The 19,958-nt window shown below is 65.5% G+C and carries 13 protein-coding genes; 6 read left to right on the plus strand and 7 right to left on the minus strand.

All coding sequences use genetic code 11. The features are described from left to right. Positions 1-55 precede the first annotated feature (55 nt). Positions 56-1,888, plus strand: a complete 1,833-nt coding sequence (locus IAE34_RS16935; RefSeq protein WP_200140113.1) for an ABC transporter ATP-binding protein — start codon at positions 56-58, stop codon at positions 1,886-1,888. A 95-nt stretch (positions 1,889-1,983) separates the two neighbouring features. On the opposite strand, the gene IAE34_RS16940 is transcribed toward IAE34_RS16935, so the two are convergent. Further along, positions 1,984-3,111, minus strand: coding sequence for a GNAT family N-acetyltransferase (locus IAE34_RS16940; RefSeq protein ID WP_200140114.1), 1,128 nt, complete (start codon positions 3,109-3,111; stop codon positions 1,984-1,986). A gap of 262 nt (positions 3,112-3,373) precedes the next feature. On the opposite strand from IAE34_RS16940, the gene IAE34_RS16945 reads away from it, so the two are divergent. Beyond that, entirely contained in the window at positions 3,374-4,618 is a 1,245-nt protein-coding gene (locus IAE34_RS16945; RefSeq protein ID WP_200140115.1) for a putative porin, read from the plus strand. An 89-nt stretch (positions 4,619-4,707) separates the two neighbouring features. Here IAE34_RS16945 and IAE34_RS16950 read toward each other — a convergent pair whose 3' ends face one another. The 3 genes from IAE34_RS16950 to IAE34_RS16960 all read right to left on the minus strand — a co-directional run bounded on the left by IAE34_RS16950 (position 4,708) and on the right by IAE34_RS16960 (position 10,305). Then, on the minus strand, positions 4,708-5,829 hold the full coding sequence (locus IAE34_RS16950) for a beta-ketoacyl-ACP synthase III (RefSeq protein ID WP_200140116.1): 1,122 nt from the start codon (positions 5,827-5,829) through the stop codon (positions 4,708-4,710). Between the two features lie 210 nt (positions 5,830-6,039). Next, positions 6,040-9,945: an ATP-dependent RNA helicase HrpA gene (hrpA, locus tag IAE34_RS16955; protein WP_200140117.1), complete on the minus strand. Its 3,906-nt coding sequence runs from the start codon at positions 9,943-9,945 to the stop codon at positions 6,040-6,042. 111 nt (positions 9,946-10,056) lie between these two features. Next, complete coding sequence (locus IAE34_RS16960) at positions 10,057-10,305, minus strand: hypothetical protein (protein ID WP_200140118.1); 249 nt, start codon at positions 10,303-10,305, stop codon at positions 10,057-10,059. Between the two features lie 537 nt (positions 10,306-10,842). On the opposite strand from IAE34_RS16960, the gene IAE34_RS16965 reads away from it, so the two are divergent. Both IAE34_RS16965 and IAE34_RS16970 read left to right on the plus strand, forming a co-directional pair. Further along, the gene (locus IAE34_RS16965) at positions 10,843-12,207 is read left to right on the plus strand and encodes a glutamine synthetase family protein (protein ID WP_200140119.1); all 1,365 of its coding nucleotides are present in this window, start codon (positions 10,843-10,845) and stop codon (positions 12,205-12,207) included. Between the two features lie 23 nt (positions 12,208-12,230). After that, entirely contained in the window at positions 12,231-13,538 is a 1,308-nt protein-coding gene (locus tag IAE34_RS16970; RefSeq protein WP_200140120.1) for an NAD(P)/FAD-dependent oxidoreductase, read from the plus strand. Positions 13,539-13,619: 81 nt separating this feature from the next. On the opposite strand, the gene fadD1 is transcribed toward IAE34_RS16970, so the two are convergent. Both fadD1 and fadD2 read right to left on the minus strand, forming a co-directional pair. Then, entirely contained in the window at positions 13,620-15,317 is a 1,698-nt protein-coding gene (gene fadD1 / locus IAE34_RS16975) for a long-chain-fatty-acid--CoA ligase FadD1 (RefSeq protein ID WP_200140121.1), read from the minus strand. Between the two features lie 335 nt (positions 15,318-15,652). Further along, on the minus strand, positions 15,653-17,341 hold the full coding sequence (gene fadD2, locus IAE34_RS16980; protein ID WP_200140122.1) for a long-chain-fatty-acid--CoA ligase FadD2: 1,689 nt from the start codon (positions 17,339-17,341) through the stop codon (positions 15,653-15,655). A 187-nt stretch (positions 17,342-17,528) separates the two neighbouring features. On the opposite strand from fadD2, the gene IAE34_RS16985 reads away from it, so the two are divergent. Beyond that, positions 17,529-18,470 carry an alpha/beta fold hydrolase gene (locus tag IAE34_RS16985; protein ID WP_200140123.1) on the plus strand — a complete coding sequence of 314 codons (942 nt, stop codon included), beginning with the start codon at positions 17,529-17,531 and terminating at the stop codon, positions 18,468-18,470. A gap of 31 nt (positions 18,471-18,501) precedes the next feature. Next, positions 18,502-18,972: a MaoC family dehydratase gene (locus tag IAE34_RS16990; protein ID WP_200140124.1), complete on the plus strand. Its 471-nt coding sequence runs from the start codon at positions 18,502-18,504 to the stop codon at positions 18,970-18,972. A 27-nt stretch (positions 18,973-18,999) separates the two neighbouring features. On the opposite strand, the gene IAE34_RS16995 is transcribed toward IAE34_RS16990, so the two are convergent. Further along, positions 19,000-19,953: a threonine dehydratase gene (locus IAE34_RS16995; RefSeq protein ID WP_200140125.1), complete on the minus strand. Its 954-nt coding sequence runs from the start codon at positions 19,951-19,953 to the stop codon at positions 19,000-19,002. Positions 19,954-19,958 lie beyond the last annotated feature (5 nt).

Consider the following 19,958-nt stretch of genomic DNA (forward strand, 5'->3'; position numbering starts at 1 on the left):
TCGCAGGTCTCACAGGCTGTGACGCCGCTGGCGCGCGCGACCGACAGGAGCCCCCATGCTGTACCGCCGTTTCGAGCAACTGATCGACATCTTCCGCGAAGCGCCCAGTGCGGCGCCGCCGAGCACCGTCTGGCCGTTCTACCTGTACTACCTGCGCCAGGTCTGGCCGAGTTTTCTCGCCCTGCTGGTGGTCGGGCTGGTGGCCTCGCTCATCGAAGTGGCGCTGTTCAGCTACCTGAGCCGGATCATCGACCTGGCCCAGGGCGCGCCCAACGTGAACTTCTTCAGCGAGCACAGCGGCGAGCTGATCTGGATGCTGGTGGTGGTGCTGGTGCTGCGGCCGCTGTTCTTCGGCCTGCATGACCTGCTGGTGCACCAGACCATCAACCCCGGCATGACCAGCCTGATCCGCTGGCAGAACCACAGCCATGTGCTCAAGCAGAGCCTGAACTTCTTCCAGAGCGACTTCGCCGGGCGCATCGCCCAGCGCATCATGCAGACCGGTAACTCGCTGCGCGACTCGGCGGTGCAGGCGGTCGACGCCCTGTGGCACGTGCTGATCTACGCGGTGAGCTCGCTGGTGCTGTTCGCCGAGGCCGACTGGCGGCTGATGGTGCCGCTGCTGGTGTGGATCCTCGGCTACATCGGCGCGCTCTGGTACTTCGTGCCACGGGTGAAGGAACGCTCGGTGGTGTCCTCCGACGCGCGCTCCAAGCTCATGGGCCGCATCGTCGATGGCTACACCAACATCGCCACCCTCAAGCTGTTCGCCCACACCGACCATGAACAGCAGTACGCCCGCGAGGCCATCGCCGAGCAGACCGAGAAGACCCAACTGGCGTCGCGGGTCATCACCAGCATGGACGTGGTCATCACCACCCTCAACGGCCTGCTGGTGGTCGCCACCACGGGCCTGGCGCTGTGGTTGTGGAGCCAGTCGCTGATCAGCGTCGGCGCCATCGCCCTGGCCACCGGCCTGGTGATCCGTATCGTCAACATGTCCGGTTGGATCATGTGGGTGGTCAACGGCATTTTCGAGAACATCGGCATGGTCCAGGACGGCCTGCAGACCATCGCCCAACCGGTGACGGTGACCGACACGCCCGGCGCCCCGGCGCTGAAGGTCGACCGGGGCGGCGTGCGTTTCGAGCACGTGGACTTTCACTATGGCAAGGGCAGCAAGGTCATCGACACGTTAACCCTGGACATCCGCCCGGGCGAGAAGATCGGCCTGATCGGTCCGTCGGGCGCAGGCAAGTCGACGCTGGTCAACCTGCTGCTGCGCCTGTACGACGTGCAAGGCGGGCGGATCCTCATCGACGGTCAGGACATCGCCCGCGTCGACCAGGCGAGCCTGCGTGCGCAGATCGGCATGATCACCCAGGACACCTCGCTGCTGCATCGCTCGATCCGCGAGAACCTGCTGTACGGGCGCCCCGAAGCCAGTGACGACGAGGTCTGGGAAGCCGTGCGCCGGGCTCGCGCCGACGAGTTCATTCCGCACTTGTCCGATGCCCAGGGCCGCACCGGCTTCGACGCCCATGTGGGCGAGCGCGGGGTGAAGCTCTCCGGAGGCCAGCGCCAGCGCATCGCCATCGCCCGGGTACTGCTCAAGAACGCGCCGATCCTGATCATGGACGAGGCCACCTCGGCGCTGGACTCGGAGGTCGAAGCAGCGATCCAGGAAAGCCTGGAGACGCTGATGCAAGGCAAGACGGTGATCGCCATCGCCCACCGCCTGTCGACCATCGCGCGCATGGACCGGCTGGTGGTGCTGGAACACGGCCATATCGTCGAAAGCGGCAGCCATGCCGAGCTGCTGGCGCAACGGGGTCTGTACGCGCGGCTATGGCAGCATCAGACCGGCGGCTTCGTCGGCGTGGACTGAGTGCGATTGCGGGCGGGTCCAGCGCGATGGCCACCATGGCCGTGACGCTGCGATTCACCCGCGCGGGGCCGCGCAAGGCGGCCCGATGCCCTGTGTCATTCGCAGCGATACGGCAGCATCGCCCGCGCCTGCTGCGCATAAGCCTTCACCCCTTCGCGCTCCTGCAGCAGAAACTCGTCCACCGCACGGTGTAGCCCAGGATGGCGCAGGTAATGCCAGGAATGGGTCAGCACCGGTTCGAAACCGCGAATCAGCTTGTGTTCGCCCTGGGCGCCGGCATCGAAACGCTGCAGGCCCTCGGCGATGGCATGGTCCATACCCTGGTAGAAACAGGTCTCGAAGTGCAGCCGATCGAATTCGTCCAGGCAACCCCAGTAGCGACCGTACAGGCTGTCACCGCCTATCAGGCTCATGGCCATGGCCACATCGCGCCCGCCCTGGCGCGCGATCACCACCCGCAGCGCCTCGGGCATGCGCTCGGCCCACAGGCTGAAGCACTCCCGGGTCAGGTAGGGCGCACGTCCGCGCACGGCATAGGTGTTGGCGTAGCAGCGGTAGACGAAGTCCCAGCGCGCCTGGTCCAGTTCCTCGCCGCGCAGCCACTGGAAGTCGATGCCCTGCCCGGCCACCTGCTCACGCTCCTTGCGCATCTGCTTGCGCTTGCGCGAGGCCAGGGTGTCGAGGAAATCCTGAAAATCCCGGTAGCCGCGGTTGCGCCAGTGAAACTGGCAACCCAGGCGCTCCAGCCAGTGCGGCTGGGTGAGCATCTGCTGGTCCAGCGCGCTGTCGGTGAAGTTGATGTGCGCCCCGGACAGTTCGGCCTTGGCCAGGTACTCGGGCAACGCCTTGAGCAGCAGCAGGCCATCATCGGCTGCCGCGCTGAGCAGCCGTGGTCCGCTGACCGGGCTGAAGGGCACTGCACCTAGCAACTTGGGGTAATAGGCGATGCCGGCACGCTCACAGGCATCGGCCCAGCCATGATCGAACACATATTCGCCGAACGAGTGCCACTTGCGGTACGCCGGCAGTGCCGCCCGCAACTGCCCCTGGTGCTCGAGCAGCAGATGCTCGGCGGCCCAGCCGGTCTTCTGGCTGACACTGCCGCTGTCCTCCAGGGCGCTCAGAAAGGCATGGCGCAGGAAGGGCTGGCCGTCCGGCACCAGTGCGTCCCACTGCGAGGCGGGCAACTCGCGCAAATGGGCGAGGCTGTAGAGGCTGGTCACGGTGTCGACTCCTGGGCACGAGCCACCAGTATCTCCAAAGCCGACCACTCGCTCAAATTTCGCTGAAAAGCCTTATAGCCAAACGAAGTATCAGTTAACCGCAGCGCCATCAAAAAGACATCATTCTGTCATGCCCCCTCGCAATACTTGCGCCTGTTTTTCGGAAGCCGAGAACCTGTCTATTCAGGCCGTTTCCGGGGACATGCCAACTTGGGGGCAGGCGCCTGAAGGCCTCCCCACATTTTCCAACAGGGAGAACCTTATGCGTCTTGTTTCTACACTTACCGGAGTTAGCCTCACCGGCATGATGCTGGCACTGAGCGCCCCGGCCAGTGCTGCAGTCGACGCCAAGCTGCTCGAAATGCTCCGCGCCAACGGCTCGATCAACCAGGCGCAGTACAGCGAACTGCAGGCCGACCTGGCGAAGGAAACCAAGGAAAAGGTTGACCAGAAAGCCCAGGCCGACCGCATGAGCTCGTTCGAACAGAAAGTCGCCTGGGCCGCCAAGACCCAGGTCAAGGGCGACGTGCGCCTGCGCTACGAAGACGTCAACGTGGACAATCCGCGCAGTGGCAGTGGCAACCAGGACCGCGAGCGGGTGCGTGCCCGCGTCGGCTTCTACAGCGAAATCAACCCGCAGGTCGACGCTGGCGTGCGCATCGCCACCGGCAGCAGCGCCGACGGTCGCTCGACCAACCAGAGCCTGGACAACTACTTCGAGAAGAAATCCCTGTGGGTCGACCTGGCCTACCTCGACTGGCACCCCACCGCCATCCCCAACCTGCACCTGATCGGCGGCAAGATGCAGCAGCCGTGGGTGAGCATGGGCGACATCATCTGGGACAGCGACCTGAACCCCGAGGGTGTAGCAGTCACCTACAAGACCAACCTGGGTGGCACCGAGCTGTTCGGCAGCGCCGGTCACTACACGCTCAAGGACAACGTCGACGGCGACGGCGTGCAGTTCAAGCATGACGCCCAGCTGTACCACGGCCAGTTGGGTGCGCGCTTCGCACCGGCCGACACCCTCAAGCTGACCGTCGGCGGCAGTGTCTACGGCTACGACAACGACAAGGAATCGGCAGCCCTTCGCCAGTTCGGCAACACCACCAACGAGTTCAACCTGGTCGAAGGCTTCGGCCAGATCGACTTCACCGGCTTCGCCATCCCGCTGGCGGCCTATGGCCAGTTCGTCAAGAACACCCAGAGCACCGACGGCGAAGACAAGGGCTGGCTGGCAGGCCTGAAGAGCAAGATCGGCGCCTGGAGCCTGGACTACAACTACCGCGACGTGCAACGCAACGCGGTGGTCAGCGCCTTCACCGATTCGGACTTCGGCAACGGCTTCACCGGTGCCCGTGGTCACAAGTTCAAGGTCGGCTACGAGATCGACAAGAACTTCGCCGTCGGTGCAGCCTACCTGATGGCCAAGACCGACCGTTCGCAGTTGCCGAACACCGACGCCGACGTGGACACCCTGCAGGTGGACCTGGAAGCCAAGTTCTAAGCGTTCATTCACCTCTGCGTCACTTGACGGGAACCGCCGCTACCCATCCGGCGCTTCCCGTTTTTTTCATGGGCGGGTCACCCGCTCACTCAGCGCTTGCGTAAGATCACGCTGCCGATCGAATAGCCCGCGCCGAACGAGCTGAGCACGCCCACCGATCCGGCTGCCAGGTCGTCCTGATACAAATGGAACGCGATCACCGAGCCAGCCGAACTGGTGTTGGCGTAGCGATCCAGGATCACCGGCGCCTCGTCCTCGTTCACCTCGCGCCCCAGCAGCTTCCTGACGATCAGGTGGTTCATGCTGAGGTTGGCCTGGTGCAGCCAGAAACGCTTGACGTCGGTCGGTTGCAGGTCGTTTTCGGCCAGGTGCTGGCCGATCAGCTCGGCGACCATCGGGCACACTTCCTTGAACACCTTGCGCCCTTCCTGCACGAACAGCTTGTCGGCCGCGCCTTCGCCCTCCTCCGCCGCCCGGTTGAGGAAGCCGAAGTTGTTGCGGATATTGTTGGAGAAGGTGGTCAGCAGCTTGGTGCTGACCACGTCGAAGCCGTGCACCGACGTGGCCAGGTCGGCGCGTTCGAGCAGCACGGCGGTGGCCGCGTCGCCGAAGATGAAGTGGCTGTCGCGGTCACGGAAGTTCAGGTGGCCGGTGCAGATCTCCGGGCTGACCACCAGGATCGCCCGCGCCTGGCCCAGCTGGATGGCGTTGGCAGCGTTCTGGATGCCGAAGGTGGCCGAGGAACAGGCCACGTTCATGTCGAAGCCGAAACCCTGGATGCCCAAGGCCTGCTGCACCTCGATGGCGATGGCCGGGTAGGCGCGCTGCAGGTTCGAGCAGGCGACGATCACCCCGTCGACATCGGCCGCGCTGCGACCGGCACGCTCCAGGGCCTGGCGGGCCGCCGCCGTGGCCATCTCGCAGAGAATCGAAGGCTGGTCGTTGCTGCGTTCGGGCAGACGCGGCTTCATGCGCTGGGGGTCGAGGATGCCGGCCTTGTCCATGACGAAGCGACTCTTGATACCCGAGGCTTTCTCGATGAATGCAGGGTCGGACAGCGGCGCCGCTTGCACTTCGCCGCGCTCGATGGCCTCGGCGTTGTCGTAGTTGAACTGCTGCGACCAGGTGTTGAAGGACTCCACCAGTTCTTCGTTGGAAATGCTCTGGGCCGGGGTAAACAGGCCGGTGCCGCTGATCACGACGTTGTGCACGGTCGTTCCTCTGGTCGATGGCCGGTGCCGCTAGGGCGCAGGCCGGGATGGTCTTGGGTGATGGCACTTTCGTACCAATTGCAACATGTAAGGGTGTGTCACGCCCCTTGCTAGCGGGTCAGCCCGCGCCCTGCTGGGTGCGGGCCCGCCGTGACAGGCCATGGCGCAATCATGAAAATTTCCGCCAGTGTGCCACAAAATCGGGCCGAATCAGCCCTCCACCAGCCCCCACTGCTTGCTCAGACGCTTATCGGAAATCGGCAGCTTGGTGCCCAACTGCTGGGCGAACAGCGAAACCCGGTATTCCTCGAGCAACCAGCGGTACAGCACCAGCTGCGCATCGCGCTTGCCCTCCTGAGCGTGTTTCTCGGCACGGGCCTGGTACTGGTTCCACAGGTTGCCCAGCTCTGCGCTCCACACGCGATCCTTCTGCACCTGGCTGCCGAGCTTTTCCAGGCGCAATTCGATGGCCTTGAGATAGCGCGGCAGTTCCTTGAACCACGGCGCCGGTGTCTGTCGGACGAAGCCCGGGTAGACCAGATGGCTCAATTGCTGACGGATGTCGTTCAAGGCCACCGCCTGGCTGAGGTCGATCTTGCCCTTGAAGCGCTTCTGCAAGCCGTGCCACAGCTTCAGCACCTCCAGCGTCTGACGCGCCAGGCGCTCGGCATGCTCGGTCCAGGCACCGCGCTTGCGCTCGGCCAGCGAGGCCAGCGCGGCGCCGTCGCGCGGCAGGCTGTCCTCATCCTCCAGAATGCAGCTGTCCAGGCTGGCCAGCAGGATGTCCTCCACCAGCGATTCGACACGCCCCAGCTCGCGGTACAGCAGCCCCAGCTCGGTCAGCCCCGGCAGCTTGCCGCGCAGGAACTTGGCCGGCTCGGCCAACTGTTGCAACAGCAGACGCTGCAGGGCGCGCCGGTGCTGGAACTCGGCCTCGGCCTGGGTCGAGAAACGGCCCTCACGCACGCTGCCGGCGTCTTCGACCAACGCCGGGTACACCGTCAGCGACAGGCCTGCGATCTTCTGCTGGGCGGTCTGCGCCACTTCGGCGAAGGCCTTGGCCTGCACCGGCTGTTCGGTCTTGTCGGTGCGCGGCAGCGCCAACGCCGCCTGGCTGGCGGCCGCAAAGCGCGCCGTGAGTTCGGCCAGGTCGCGGCCTTCGCCAAGGAACTTGCCCTGGCCGTCGACCACCTCGATGTTCATCCGCAGATGGCCTTCGACTTCGCTGGCCGCCTCGGCCCAGGCTTCGTCGGACACCCGCGCACCGGTCATGCGCAACAGTTCCTGACCCAGGGCCTGGGGCAGCGCCCCCTGGCCGAAGCTCAGGCGCGCCAGCGCGGCCTTGACGAAGTCCGGCACCGGCACGAAATTCTTGCGCAGGGCCTTGGGCAGGTTGCGCACCAACGCCACGCACTTGGCTTCCAGCAGCCCCGGCACCAGCCACTCCAGGCGCTCGCCCGGCAGGTTCGGCAGCAAGGGTGCCGGTACCCGCACGGTGACGCCGTCGCGCGGGTGATTGGGTTCGAAGTGATAGCTCAGTGGCAGTCGCAGATCACCCACCTGCAGATGGTCCGGATACTGCGCGGCAGTGACCTCGCTGGCCTCGCGGGCCAGCACGTCCTCCTCGCGCATGATCAGCAGGTTGGGGTCCTTCTGGCTGTTCATCCGATACCAGCTGTCGAAGGTGGCCGTCTGGTGGATCTCCTGCGGCAGGCGCGCCTCGTAGAAGCCGTACAGGGTCTCTTCATCGGCCAGGATGTCGCGCCGACGCGCCTTCGCCTCCAGCTCGTCGAGCTGTTCGAGCAGGCGCTTGTTGGCGGCCAGGCACTTGGCCCTGGACTGGATCTCGCCGCCGACCAGGCCCTCACGAATGAACAGCTCGCGCGAGGTCGCCGGATCGATCGGCCCGAAGTGCACCGGCCGGCGACCGACCAGGATCAGCCCGTACAGGGTGATCTGCTCGAAGGCCACGACCTGGCCACGCTTCTTCTCCCAATGGGGCTCGAAGTGATTCTTCTTGATCAGGTGACCGGCCAGCGGCTCGATCCACTCGGGTTCGATTTTCGCGACCATGCGCGCATAGAGCTTGGTGGTCTCGACCAACTCGGCGGCCATCAGCCACTGGGGGCGCTTGCGGCCCAGGCCCGAGGACGGATGCACCCAGAAGCGCCGCTGCCGTGCGCCTTGGTAGTCACCCTCTTCGGCCTTGTGGCCGATCTGGCTGAGCAGGCCGCTGAGGATCGCCTTGTGCAGCGGCTGGTAGTCCGAGGGGTCCTTGTTCACCGTGAGTTGCAGGTCGCGGCAGATCAGCGACAACTGGCGATGGGCATCGCGCCACTCGCGCAGGCGCAGGTAGTTGAGGAACTGCTTGCGGCACCAGTTGCGCAACGGATTGGCGGTCAGCGCCTGGCGCTGTTCCTCGAAACCGCGCCACAGGTTGACCAGCGCGGCGAAGTCCGAATCCACGTCCTTCCATTGCGCATGGGCCTGGTCGGCGGCCTGCTGGCGCTCGGGCGGTCGCTCGCGGGGGTCCTGCGCCGACAGCGCACTGGCGACGATCAGCACCTCCTGCAGGCTGCCCTGGCGTGCGCCTTCGAGCAACATGCGCCCCAGCCGCGGGTCGATCGGCAGGCGTGCCAGTTGCCGCCCCAAGGGCGTGAGCTGGTTCTCGCGGTTGACCGCCGACAGCTCCTGCAGCAGGTTGAAGCCGTCGCTGATGGCCTTGCCGTCCGGTGGCTCGATGAACGGGAAAGCGTCGATGGCGCCCAGGCGCAGGTGCAGCATCTGCAGGATCACCGCCGCCAGGTTGGTGCGCAGGATTTCCGGATCGGTGAACGCCGGGCGGCCGTTGAAATCGTCCTCGCTGTACAGACGAATGCAGATGCCCGGCTCGACCCGCCCGCAGCGGCCCTTGCGCTGGTTGGCGCTGGCCTGGGACACCGCTTCGATGGGCAGGCGCTGGACCTTGGCCCGGTAGCTGTAGCGGCTGATCCGCGCCGTGCCGCTGTCGATCACGTAGCGGATGCCGGGCACGGTCAGCGAGGTCTCGGCGACGTTGGTCGCCAGCACCACGCGCCGACCGCTGTGGGACTGGAAGATCCGCTGCTGCTCGGCCGGGCTGAGACGCGCGTACAGCGGCAGGATTTCCGTATGGCGCAGTTGCGCCTTGCGCAGGATCTCCGCGGCGTCGCGGATCTCACGTTCTCCCGGCAGGAACACCAGCACATCGCCCGGGCCTTTGCCCTGGCTGCGCTCGTACTGGGCGATCTCGTCCAGCGAGGCAAGAATGGCCTGGTCGACCGTGAGGTCGTCCTCGACCTGATTGCCTTCCTCGTCCTGCTCGCTGGTCAGCGGGCGATACCAGGTCTCGACCGGGTAGGTGCGACCGGACACCTCGATGATCGGTGCTCCGTCGAAGTGCTGAGAGAAGCGCTCCAGGTCGATGGTCGCCGACGTGATGATGAGCTTGAGATCCGGGCGGCGGTGCAACAGGGTCTTGAGGTAGCCGAGCAGGAAATCGATGTTCAGGCTGCGCTCGTGGGCTTCGTCGACGATGATGGTGTCGTAGCGCTCCAGGAACCGATCATGCTGGGTCTCGGCCAGCAGGATGCCATCGGTCATCAGCTTGACCAGGGTGTTGGAGTCGCTCTGGTCCTCGAAACGCACCTGGTAGCCGACCAGCGCTCCCAGCGGCGTGCCCAGTTCCTCGGCCACCCGTGCGGCCACGCTGCGCGCGGCGATGCGTCGTGGTTGGGTGTGGGCGATCAGGCCGTGGCTGCCGCGGCCCAGTTCCAGGCAGATCTTGGGTAACTGGGTGGTCTTGCCCGAGCCGGTCTCGCCAGCGATCACCAGCACCTGGTGTTCGGCCAGGGCCTTCTTGATTTCCTCGCGCTTGGCAGCGATGGGCAGATTGTCGTCGTAGCGGATGCTCGGCACGCTCTGCTGACGGGCAGTGACTTGCGCGCATGAGGCCTGGACCTTCTGCGCCCACTGCGCCAGCCGGGCCTCGTCGGGACGCTTGCGCAGCTCGTGGAGCTGGCGCCGCAGGCGGTGACGGTCGGCGATCATGGCGTGGTCGAGGTTGTGCAGCAGCGTATCGATGGCGGTGTCGGTCATGGGGCTTCTGGGTGGCGCAGGCGGCCCTGCTTTGTCTTGATCGGCATGGGGAAAGGCCACGATTGTCGCAGATTTGCCAGGCATTTGCTGCCCAGGCTCGAGGATCGCCGGTCAGCGACGCCGCCACTCGAACAGCGCCGAGCGCTCGAACAGCAGGCGCGTGCCGATCAGGGCGAAGAAAATGGTCCAGTCCAGGCCATCGAGCAGCAGGATTTCGCGGTCGCCCAACTGGGTGCAACTGGTGACGCTGGCAATCATGAACAGCACGCAGACACCATCGCGCAGCCGCGCCGACCGACAGAGCCAGTCCAGCAGGCAACCGGCGACGAGGATGAACGCCAGCGTGGACAGCGTCGACATGAGTACTCCTGCGGATCGAAGGGAAACCACCCCGAGGCGCTTCGCGGCGTGAACTCGATGGCGATCCTGCTCCGCACATCGAGCGCTTGGCAGATTAGGGTAAACACGATCCTCCCATCCCACTCACCCGCCCACCTGTGTAATCCCAACTGGCAGTAGGAACATTCCCGAAGCGCACGCAAGAAGCGGCTGAATGTTTAGTCGATAGCGGAGTGAACGTCGCCACTGGCCGCTTTAATCACCCTTGCCGGGCGTGTGAGTATCCGTGCCATGGCCTCCGAGACCCTTACCGCGCCCCCGTCATCAAGTCCTTCGCTATCGAAGGTCCGGGCCCGTGTCGGTGAAAACCCTCTGGTTCACATCATCCTCGCGTTCTGGGCCCTGTGGCACTGCCGCCACGCCCGCCCGCCCGACGGCTCGCCTACGCTTGACTGACGCCCATCGCAGCCGTGCGGCTGCCTGAATCCGTCCGAACGGCCGCCTGACGCGCGGCGGTTACATGTGGCCCTGTCCGACACGGTCGCGAGCGAGCATCCCATGCACTTTGCCCAACCCGAGCAAGCCCGTCGCTTTCTGAGCGACAATCCCGATATCGAACTGATCGAGCTGTTCATCCTCGACGCCCACGGCGTGCCCCGCGGCAAGCTGCTGCACCGAGAGGAACTGCTGGCCGTGTATGAAAACGGCCGCCCCTTGCCCGGCACCCTGCTGGGGCTGACCATCAACGGCGATGACGTCGAAGATTCCGGCCTGGTGTGGGATGTCGGCGACGTCGACTGCCGTGCCTACCCACTTGACGGCAGCCTGGTACGCCTGCCCTGGCGGCGGATCCCTACCGCTGCCGTGCAGGTCAGCATGCACCCAGACCAGGGATTGCCGGCGAGCGTCGCCGACCCGCGACACGTGCTGCTGCGAACCCTCGAGGCCCTGGAAGCCGACGGTTACCACCCGGTGATGGCCTGCGAGCTCGAGTTCTATCTGCTCGACCAGCAGCGCGACGCCCAGGGACGCCCGCAACCGGCGCGGGACAACGACGGCGGACGACCGCGCAACACCCAGGTGTATGGCCTGCGCGAGCTGGAGCAGATCGAACCCTTTCTCGCCGACCTCTATGCGGCCTGCAAGGCGCAGGGCATTCCTGCCCGTACCGCCATCTCGGAATATGCCCCCGGCCAGGTGGAAATCACGCTGGAGCATGGCCCGGCCCTGGCGGCCATGGACCAGGCGGTGCGCTATAAGCGCCTGGTCAAGGGCATCGCCCACGCCCACGGCATGCAGGCCTGCTTCATGGCCAAGCCGTTCGCGCACATCGCCGGCACCGGCCTGCACATGCACCTGAGCCTGGCCGACAGCGCAGGTCGCAACCTGTTCGCCAGCGATGACCCTGCCGGCACGCCGCTGCTGCGCCAGGCGGTGGCCGGCATGCTGCGCCATCTACGCGAATCGCAGTTGCTGTTCTGCCCCCACGCCAACTCCTACCGTCGCTTCCAGGCCAACAGCTATGCCCCACTGGCGCCCACCTGGGGCGTGGACAACCGTACCGTGAGCCTGCGCGTGCCGGGCGGGCCGGCGACCAGCCGGCACATCGAACACCGGATCTGTGGCGCCGATGCCAACCCCTACCTGGCAGCCGCCGCGATACTGGCCGCCACCCACACAGGCATTCTCCACCAGCTCGACCCCGGCGCACCGGTGCAGGGCAACGGTTATGCCCAAGCGTCGGACCCTCTGCCCACCGACTGGCTCACGGCACTTCAGGCCCTGGAAGTTTCCAGCTGGGCACGCCAGGCGCTGGGCGAGGCCTTTCTCGGCGTGTACCTGAAGGTCAAACGCGCCGAATACCGTCAATTCATGGCAGAAGTGGGCGAGCAGGACTGGCGCTGGTACCTGCACCAGGCCTGACCCTAACGAGAAGGACGTTTCATATGAATGCAACGATCGATTCAGGCGCCAGCGCGCGTGCGCCGTCCTACTACACCGCCACCCTCAACGACGCCCACGACTATCCGCGCCTGCAGGGCCGGGTCGACGTGGACGTCGCCATCATCGGCGGCGGCTTTACGGGCGTGGCGACGGCGGTGGAACTGGCCGAACGCGGCCTGAAGGTGGCCCTCGTCGAAACCCACCGCATCGGCTGGGGCGCCAGCGGGCGCAACGGGGGCCAGGTCACCGGCAGCCTGTCAGGCGACGAGGCCATGCGCAGGCAGATGCGCGCGCGGCTGGGCGCCGATGTGGATGACTTCATCTGGCACCTGCGCTGGCGTGGGCACCAGATCATCGAGCAACGCGTGGCGCGCTACGGCATCCAGTGCGACCTCAAGCGCGGCCACCTGCACGCCGCCATGAAGCCCTCGCACCTCGAGGAACTGAGGGCCTTCGAAGCCGAGGCGCAACGCCGGGGCATGGGCGATCAGGTGCAACTGCTCGACCGCCACGGCGTCGAGGCGCACCTGCAGAGCCCGCTGTATCTGGGTGCGCTGAAGAACACCCGCAACCTGCACTTGCACCCGCTCAACCTGTGCCTGGGCGAAGCCCGCGCCGCTCACGGGCTCGGGGCGCTGATCTACGAGCACTCCGAAGTGCTGGACATCGTCCATGGCGCGCGCCCCGCCGTGGTCACTGCTCAGGGCCAGATCGAGGCGCAGCAGGTGCTGCTGGCCGGCGACGTGTACCACAAGCTCGAGCCACGCCAGCTCAAGGGCAAGATCTTCCCGGCGATGGGCGGCATCGTCACCACCGCGCCGCTGGGCGAGCTGGCCGAGCGCATCAACCCCCAGGACCTGGCGGTGTACGACTGCCGCTTCGTGCTGGACTACTATCGCCTCACCGCCGACAAGCGCTTGCTGTTCGGCGGCGGAGCGAACTATTCAGGCCGCGATTCGCGCGACATCGCCGCTGAGCTTCGCCCCTGCATCGAACGGACCTTCCCGGCGCTCAAGGGCGTGCCCATCGAATTCCAGTGGAGCTGCGCGATGGGCATCGTGGTCAATCGCATCCCGCAACTGGGCAAGCTCTCGGACAATGTCTGGTATTGCCAGGGCTATTCGGGACACGGCATCGCCACCAGCCACATCATGGGAGAGATCCTGGCCGAGGCGCTGACCGGCACGCTGGAGCAGTTCGACACCTTCGCGCAGTGCCAGCACATCAAGGTGCCCCTTGGCGATCTGCTGGGCAACCCGCTGCTGTCAATAGGCATGTGGTACTACCAGATGCTGGAAAAGCTGCGCTGAACGCCAGCCCCTTCGCGGCTGAATCCGCGCTGGCCAGCCTCTGGGCAGGCGCGGATTCAACCACGAAGGGGACGGCGTCGATCAAGCGCTCTTCTTCAACCCCAGCTTCTTCAGCTCTTCATCGCGCAGCTCCCGGCGCAGTATCTTGCCGACGTTGGTGGTCGGCAGCGTGTCGCGGAACTCGATGGCCTTGGGCACCTTGTAGCCGGTGACGTTGGCACGCATGTGCGTCATCACCTGCTCCTTGGTCAGGGTCACGCCCGGCTTGGCGACGATGAACACCTTGATCACTTCCCCGGATTTCTCGTCCGGCACCCCGATGGCCGCGCATTGCAGCACGCCTGGCAGGGTCACCAGCACATCCTCGAGCTCGTTGGGGTACACATTGAAACCCGAGACCAGGATCATGTCCTTCTTGCGATCGACGATCCGCATGTAGCCATCGGGCTGGATGACGGCGATGTCACCCGTCTTCAGCCAACCGTCGCTGTCGAGTATCTCGGCCGTGGCCTCCTCGCGTTGCCAGTAGCCCTTCATCACCTGCGGGCCTTTGATGCACAGCTCGCCGACCTCGCCCAGGGGCAGTTCCTGACCGCTGTCGTCGATCACCTTGCACAAGGTGGACGGCACTGGAATGCCGATGGTGCCGATCTGGTTGGCTTCGGACGGATTGACCGCCGCCACCGGGCTGGTCTCGGTCATGCCGTAGCCTTCGCAGATGGCGCAGCCGGTCACCGCTTTCCAGCGCTCGGCCACGCTCAGTTGCAGCGCCATGCCACCGGACAAGGTGACCTTGAGCGCCGAGAAGTCCAGGCGGCGGAAGCCGTCGTTGTTGCACAGGGCCACGAACAGCGTATTGAGGCCGACGAAGCCGCTGAACTTCCATTTGCCCAGTTCCTTGACCATCGCCGGCAGGTCGCGTGGATTGCTGATCAGCACGTTATGGTTGCCGATCAGCATCATCGCCATGCAGTGGAAGGTGAAGGCATAGATGTGGTACAGCGGCAGCGGCGTGATGATGATTTCCGAGCCTTCCTGCAGGTTCGAGCCCATCAGTTCCCGGCATTGCAGCATGTTGGCCACCAGGTTGCGGTGGGTCAGCATGGCGCCCTTGGCCACACCCGTGGTGCCGCCGGTGTATTGCAGCACCGCCACATCGTTGGGCTGTGGGCTCGCCTCGCTGACCGGCAGGCCCCTGCCCTTGTCCAGCGCATCGTTGAAGCGCACGGCCTGCGGCAGGTGGAAGGCCGGTACCATCTTCTTCACGTACTTGATGACGCTGTTGATCAGCAGGCGCTTGAGCGGCGGCAGCAGGTCGGCCACCTCGGTGACGATGACATGGCGCACCTGGGTCTTGGGCAGGACCTTCTCCACCAGATGGGCCATGTTCGCCAGGCACACCACGGCCTTGGCGCCGGAGTCGCTGAACTGGTGCTCCAGCTCGCGGGCGGTGTACAGCGGGTTGGTGTTGACCACGATCAGGCCGGCACGCATGGCACCGAACACCGCGACCGGGTACTGCAGGACGTTGGGCAGTTGCACGGCGATACGGTCGCCGGGCTTGAGGTCGGTGTGCTGCTGCAGCCAGGCGGCGAAGGCGCCGGACAGCGTGTAGAGCTCACCGTAGGTCAAGGTCTTGCCGAGGTTGCTGAACGCCGGTTTGTCGGCAAAGCGCTGGCAGGATTGCTTGAGTACGGCCTGGATGTTGGGAAATTCATCGGGATCGATCTCTGCCGTGATACCGGCTGGATACTTATCCTTCCAGAAATGTTCGATCATGGAACCCCACTCCTTTAGCAACAGCGAATGCTCTGTGCGTCGATGCGCTTATTATTGATATGGGATGAGGGCTCAATGCAAACCGCATCATCCGAAGCGCGCCGAGAGTATCAGCTTTGCCAGAAGTCGCCTAGGCCCGCAGCAGCCCGATCAGTCATAAAATTGACTAAACAAACACTTTTGGTCACTTAATGAATGCACCTGCCTAACGCCGGGCTTGCTGCAGTTCCATTCCACCCGATCTTGCGAGTCGGGCGCCACGCGCCGGATGGCGCCGCAGACCAGCGGCGCCGGCCGAGTCGCTATGTGCAGGTGGGCACAGAGGTCATCGGCACTTACGCCGTGTCACGCAGCTCGCGCCGCAGGATCTTGCCGACCGGCGTCATGGGCAGCGAATCGCGCAGCACGATCTGCTTGGGCACCTTGTAGCCGGTGAAGTTGGCCTTGCAGAAGGCTTTCAACTCCTCGACGCTCACGCCCCCCGCGCGCGGGACCACGAAGAGCTTCACCGCTTCCCCGGAGCGCTCGTCCGGTACTCCGATCACCGCACAGCTGGCCACCTGTGGATGGCTCATGACCACGTCTTCGATCTCGTTCGGGTACACGTTGAAGCCCGAGACGATGATCATGTCCTTCTTGCGATCGACGATTCGGGTGTAGCCGTCGGCGTCGATCACCGCGATGTCGCCGGTCTTGAACCAGCCGTCGGCATCCAGTGCCTCGGCAGTGGCCTCGGGCTGCTGCCAATAGCCCTTCATCACCTGCGGCCCCTGGATGCACAGTTCGCCACGCTCGCCCAGCGGCAGCGCCTGGCCCTGCTCGTCGATGACCTTGAACGCGGTGCCCACCACCGGAATGCCCACCGTGCCGAGCCGTGCCAGCGCGCCATAGGGGTTGGTGCTGGCCACCGGCGAGGTCTCGGTGAGGCCGTAGCCTTCGACGATGCGACAGCCGGTCAGCGTCTCCCAGCGCTCGGCAGTGGCCGTGACCAAGGCCGTGCCGCCGGAATTGGTGACCTTCAGCGCCGAGAAGTCCAGCGCCTTGAAATCCGGGTGGTCCATGAGCGCGACGAACAAGGTATTGAGCCCGAGCAGCGCCGAGAAGCGCCATTTGCCCAATTCTTTGACGAAGGCCGGGATGTCCCGGGGATTGGTGATCAGCACGTTGTGATTACCGGTGGCGGTCATGCACATGCAGTTCGCGGTGAAGGCATAGATGTGATACAGCGGCAGCGGCGCGATCATCACCTCCTGCCCTTCCCTGATCAGCGGCTGGCCGTCCGGACCCTGCTGGGCGAAGCAGGCCAGCACCTGCAGCATGTTGGCGACCAAATTGCGATGGGTCAGCATCGCCCCCTTCGCCAGGCCCGTGGTGCCGCCGGTGTATTGCAGCACGGCGACCTCCTCGAGCGTGCACGGCACCTTGCTGTAGTGCAGCTCACGCCCTTGGCGCAGGGCCTGCCTGAAAGGCACCGCCTGGGGCAGCCGATAGGCCGGTACCATTTTCTTGAGCTTGTCGACCACGGTATTGACCAGCCAGCCCTTGAGCGCCGGTAGCAGGTCGCCCATGCGGGCTTCGATCAGGTATTCGATGCCAGTGTCGGCCAGTACCTTCTGCACCCGCTGGCCGAACAGGTTCATATATACCAGCGCCCGGGCGCCGGAATCCCTGAACTGGTGGCGCATCTCGCGCTCGGTGTACAGCGGGTTGGTGTTGACCACCACCAGCCCGGCACGCAAGGCGCCGAATACGGCAATGGGGTATTGCAGCACGTTGGGCATCTGTACCGCGATGCGGTCGCCCGGTTGCAGCGAGGTATGGCGCTGCAACCAGGCGGCAAAGGCGGCAGACTCGCGGTCCAGGTCGGCGTAGGTCAGCGTGACGCCGAGGTTGCTGAACGCGGGCCTGTCGGCGAAGCGCGAGCAGGCGCGCTCGAAGACGTCGACCACCGAGGCGTAGGCGCTCAGGTCCAGGGTGCTGGGAACGCCCGGCGGGCGCTTGTCGTTCCAGAAGTCGGCTCGCATTTATTATTGTTCCTCGGTCCGAACGGTGCAGGCCCCGATTGCCCGCGGCAACCAGGTATTCACCCGAAGTTAGCAGGTCGATCGCCCCCCGGCGCTGCCATTAACATCGTGAATCTTATTTGTGCCCTGTCTGCAATTTCCCGCGCCGGGCATACACTCGACTCGACCGCCACCTCAAGGACAGGCCATGCCAGCGCAACCGTTCTGGTTCACCAGCAGTCACGCCCACCGCCTGCATGTGCATCGCTGGCTACCGACCGCGCCACCCAGAGCCCTGGTGCTGCTGGTGCATGGCATGGCCGAGCATGGCGGACGCTACGAACGGCTGGGCCAGGCGCTGTCCGAGGCGGGCATGGGCGTGGTGGCCCCGGACCTGCGCGGCCATGGTCTCACTGCGCGCGCGGACCGGCTCGGCCTGCTGGCCGAAGGCGAAGGCTGGCGGACGATGATCGACGAACTCGCAAGGCTGGCGCAGCACCTGGGCGAGCAGTTTCCCGGCACGCCGCTGGTGCTGTTCGGCCACAGCATGGGTAGCTACCTGGCCCAAGGCTACCTGCTGCACCACAGTGCCAACGTCCGGGGCGCGGTGCTCAGTGGCTCCACCTGCCGCCGCCCCGGCGTGTATCGAGCAGCGCGGCTGATCGCTCGCCTGGAAAGCTGGCGTCAAGGCCCGCAGGGGCGCAGTGCACTGATCGACTGGCTGTCCTTCGGCACCTTCAACAATGCCTTCGCGCCCACTCGCACAGCGTTCGACTGGCTCAGCCGCGACCCGCGCGAGGTGGATACCTATGTCGCCGACCCCCTGTGCGGTTTTCGCTGCTGCAGCCAGCTGTGGCTCGACCTGCTGCTAGGACTGGTGCAGATCAGCCAGCCAGGGCAACTGGCACGCATCGATGCGAACCTGCCGATGCTGGTGATCGGCGGCGAATGTGATCCGGTGAGCGCCGGCGGACGTCTCACCCACCTTGCCCAGGCCCTGCGCGCGACCGGCCATGGCCGTGTACACTTGCGCGTCTACCCGGATGCCCGGCACGAATTGCTCAACGAACTCAACCGCGACGAGGTCATCCGCGACATCATCGCCTGGCTGGAACGGACCCTGGCCCTGGGCCGCCCGACCGACGAATGACCGCACGCCTCGCCCTTTCAAGGAAGCCCTGATGACCCAGGTCAGCAACACGCCCTACGAATCCCTCGAAGTCGGCCAGAAGGCCAGCTATGAAAAGTCGGTGGAAGAACGTGACATCCAGCTGTTCGCCGCCATGTCCGGCGACCATAACCCGGTGCATCTGGACGCCGAGTTCGCGGCCAAGAGCATGTTCCGCGAGCGCATCGCCCACGGCATGTTCAGCGGCGCGCTGATCAGCGCCGCCGTGGCCTGCACGCTCCCAGGGCCTGGCACCATCTACCTGGGCCAGCAGATGAGTTTCCAGAAACCGGTGAAGATCGGCGACACCCTCACCGTGCGCTTGGAGATCCTCGAGAAACTGCCGAAATTCAAGGTGCGCATCGCCACCAATGTCTACAACCAGAACGACGAGCTGGTGGTGGCCGGCGAAGCCGAGATTCTCGCCCCACGCAAGCAGCAGACGGTCGAACTGGTGTCGCCGCCGAACTTCATCGCCAGCTGAGGCTTGCGCAGGCCGACGGGCACGCGCTCAGCCCGCCAGCACCTGCGCGTAGCGCGCACGGTCGACGTTCGCCCCGCTCAACACCACGGCCACGCGACGCCCGGTCTGGCGCTCGCGCTCCTGCAGCAGGCCGGCCAGGGCGGCGGCACCGGCGCCTTCGGCGGTGTTGTGCGTGGTCTCGTGGTACAGCCGCATGGCCTGCGCGATCTCTTCATCGCTGACCCGCAGGATACGTGCGGCCTGTTCGCGCACCAGGGCGAACGCCTCGGGATGAGGTATGCGGCAGGCCATGCCGTCGGCGAAGGTCTCGGCGCTGGCGGTGGTGACGATGCGCCCGGACTCGAAGCTGCGGGCGTAGGCGTCGGCCTCGGTGGATACCACGCCGACGATCTCGGTGCGCAGCCCCAGCAGGTTACGCGCCTGAATCAGCCCGCAGATACCCGACCCCATGCCGATCGGCACATAGACCGTCTCCAGGTCATGCACCGCCTCGAACAGCTCCAGGGCGTAGGTGGCCACACCCCGCACCAGCTCGGGGTGAAAGGACGGCACCATCAGGTAGCCACGCGCTTGGGCGATCCGCGCCGCCTGCTCGCGCGCCACATCGAAATCGGCACCGAACTCGACCAGCTCGGCGCCCAGCGCCCGCATCGCCGCGTTCTTCTCCCGGGAATTGCCCTCTGGCACCACGATCACCAGGGGCAGGCCCGCCTGGCGCGATGCCAGGGCAAGGCTCTGGCCATGATTGCCACGAGTGGCGGTGACCAGGCCAGTTGGCCGCTCGGCAGCGGTCAGCAGCGAGCGCACATAGACCAGGCCGCCACGCACCTTGAAGGCACCGGTCGGCGCGTGGTTCTCGTGCTTGACCCACACTTGGCAGCCCGTCCGCTCGGCCAGCAGTGGCCAGGCCAGCTGTGGGGTCGGGGCCAGGTGCTGGTGGACGAACGTGGCGGCTTCGCGCAGCGCGGTGAGGTCGAACATGGGAG

The organism is Pseudomonas sp. S30 (assembly GCF_016518545.1).
GTDB lineage: Bacteria > Pseudomonadota > Gammaproteobacteria > Pseudomonadales > Pseudomonadaceae > Aquipseudomonas.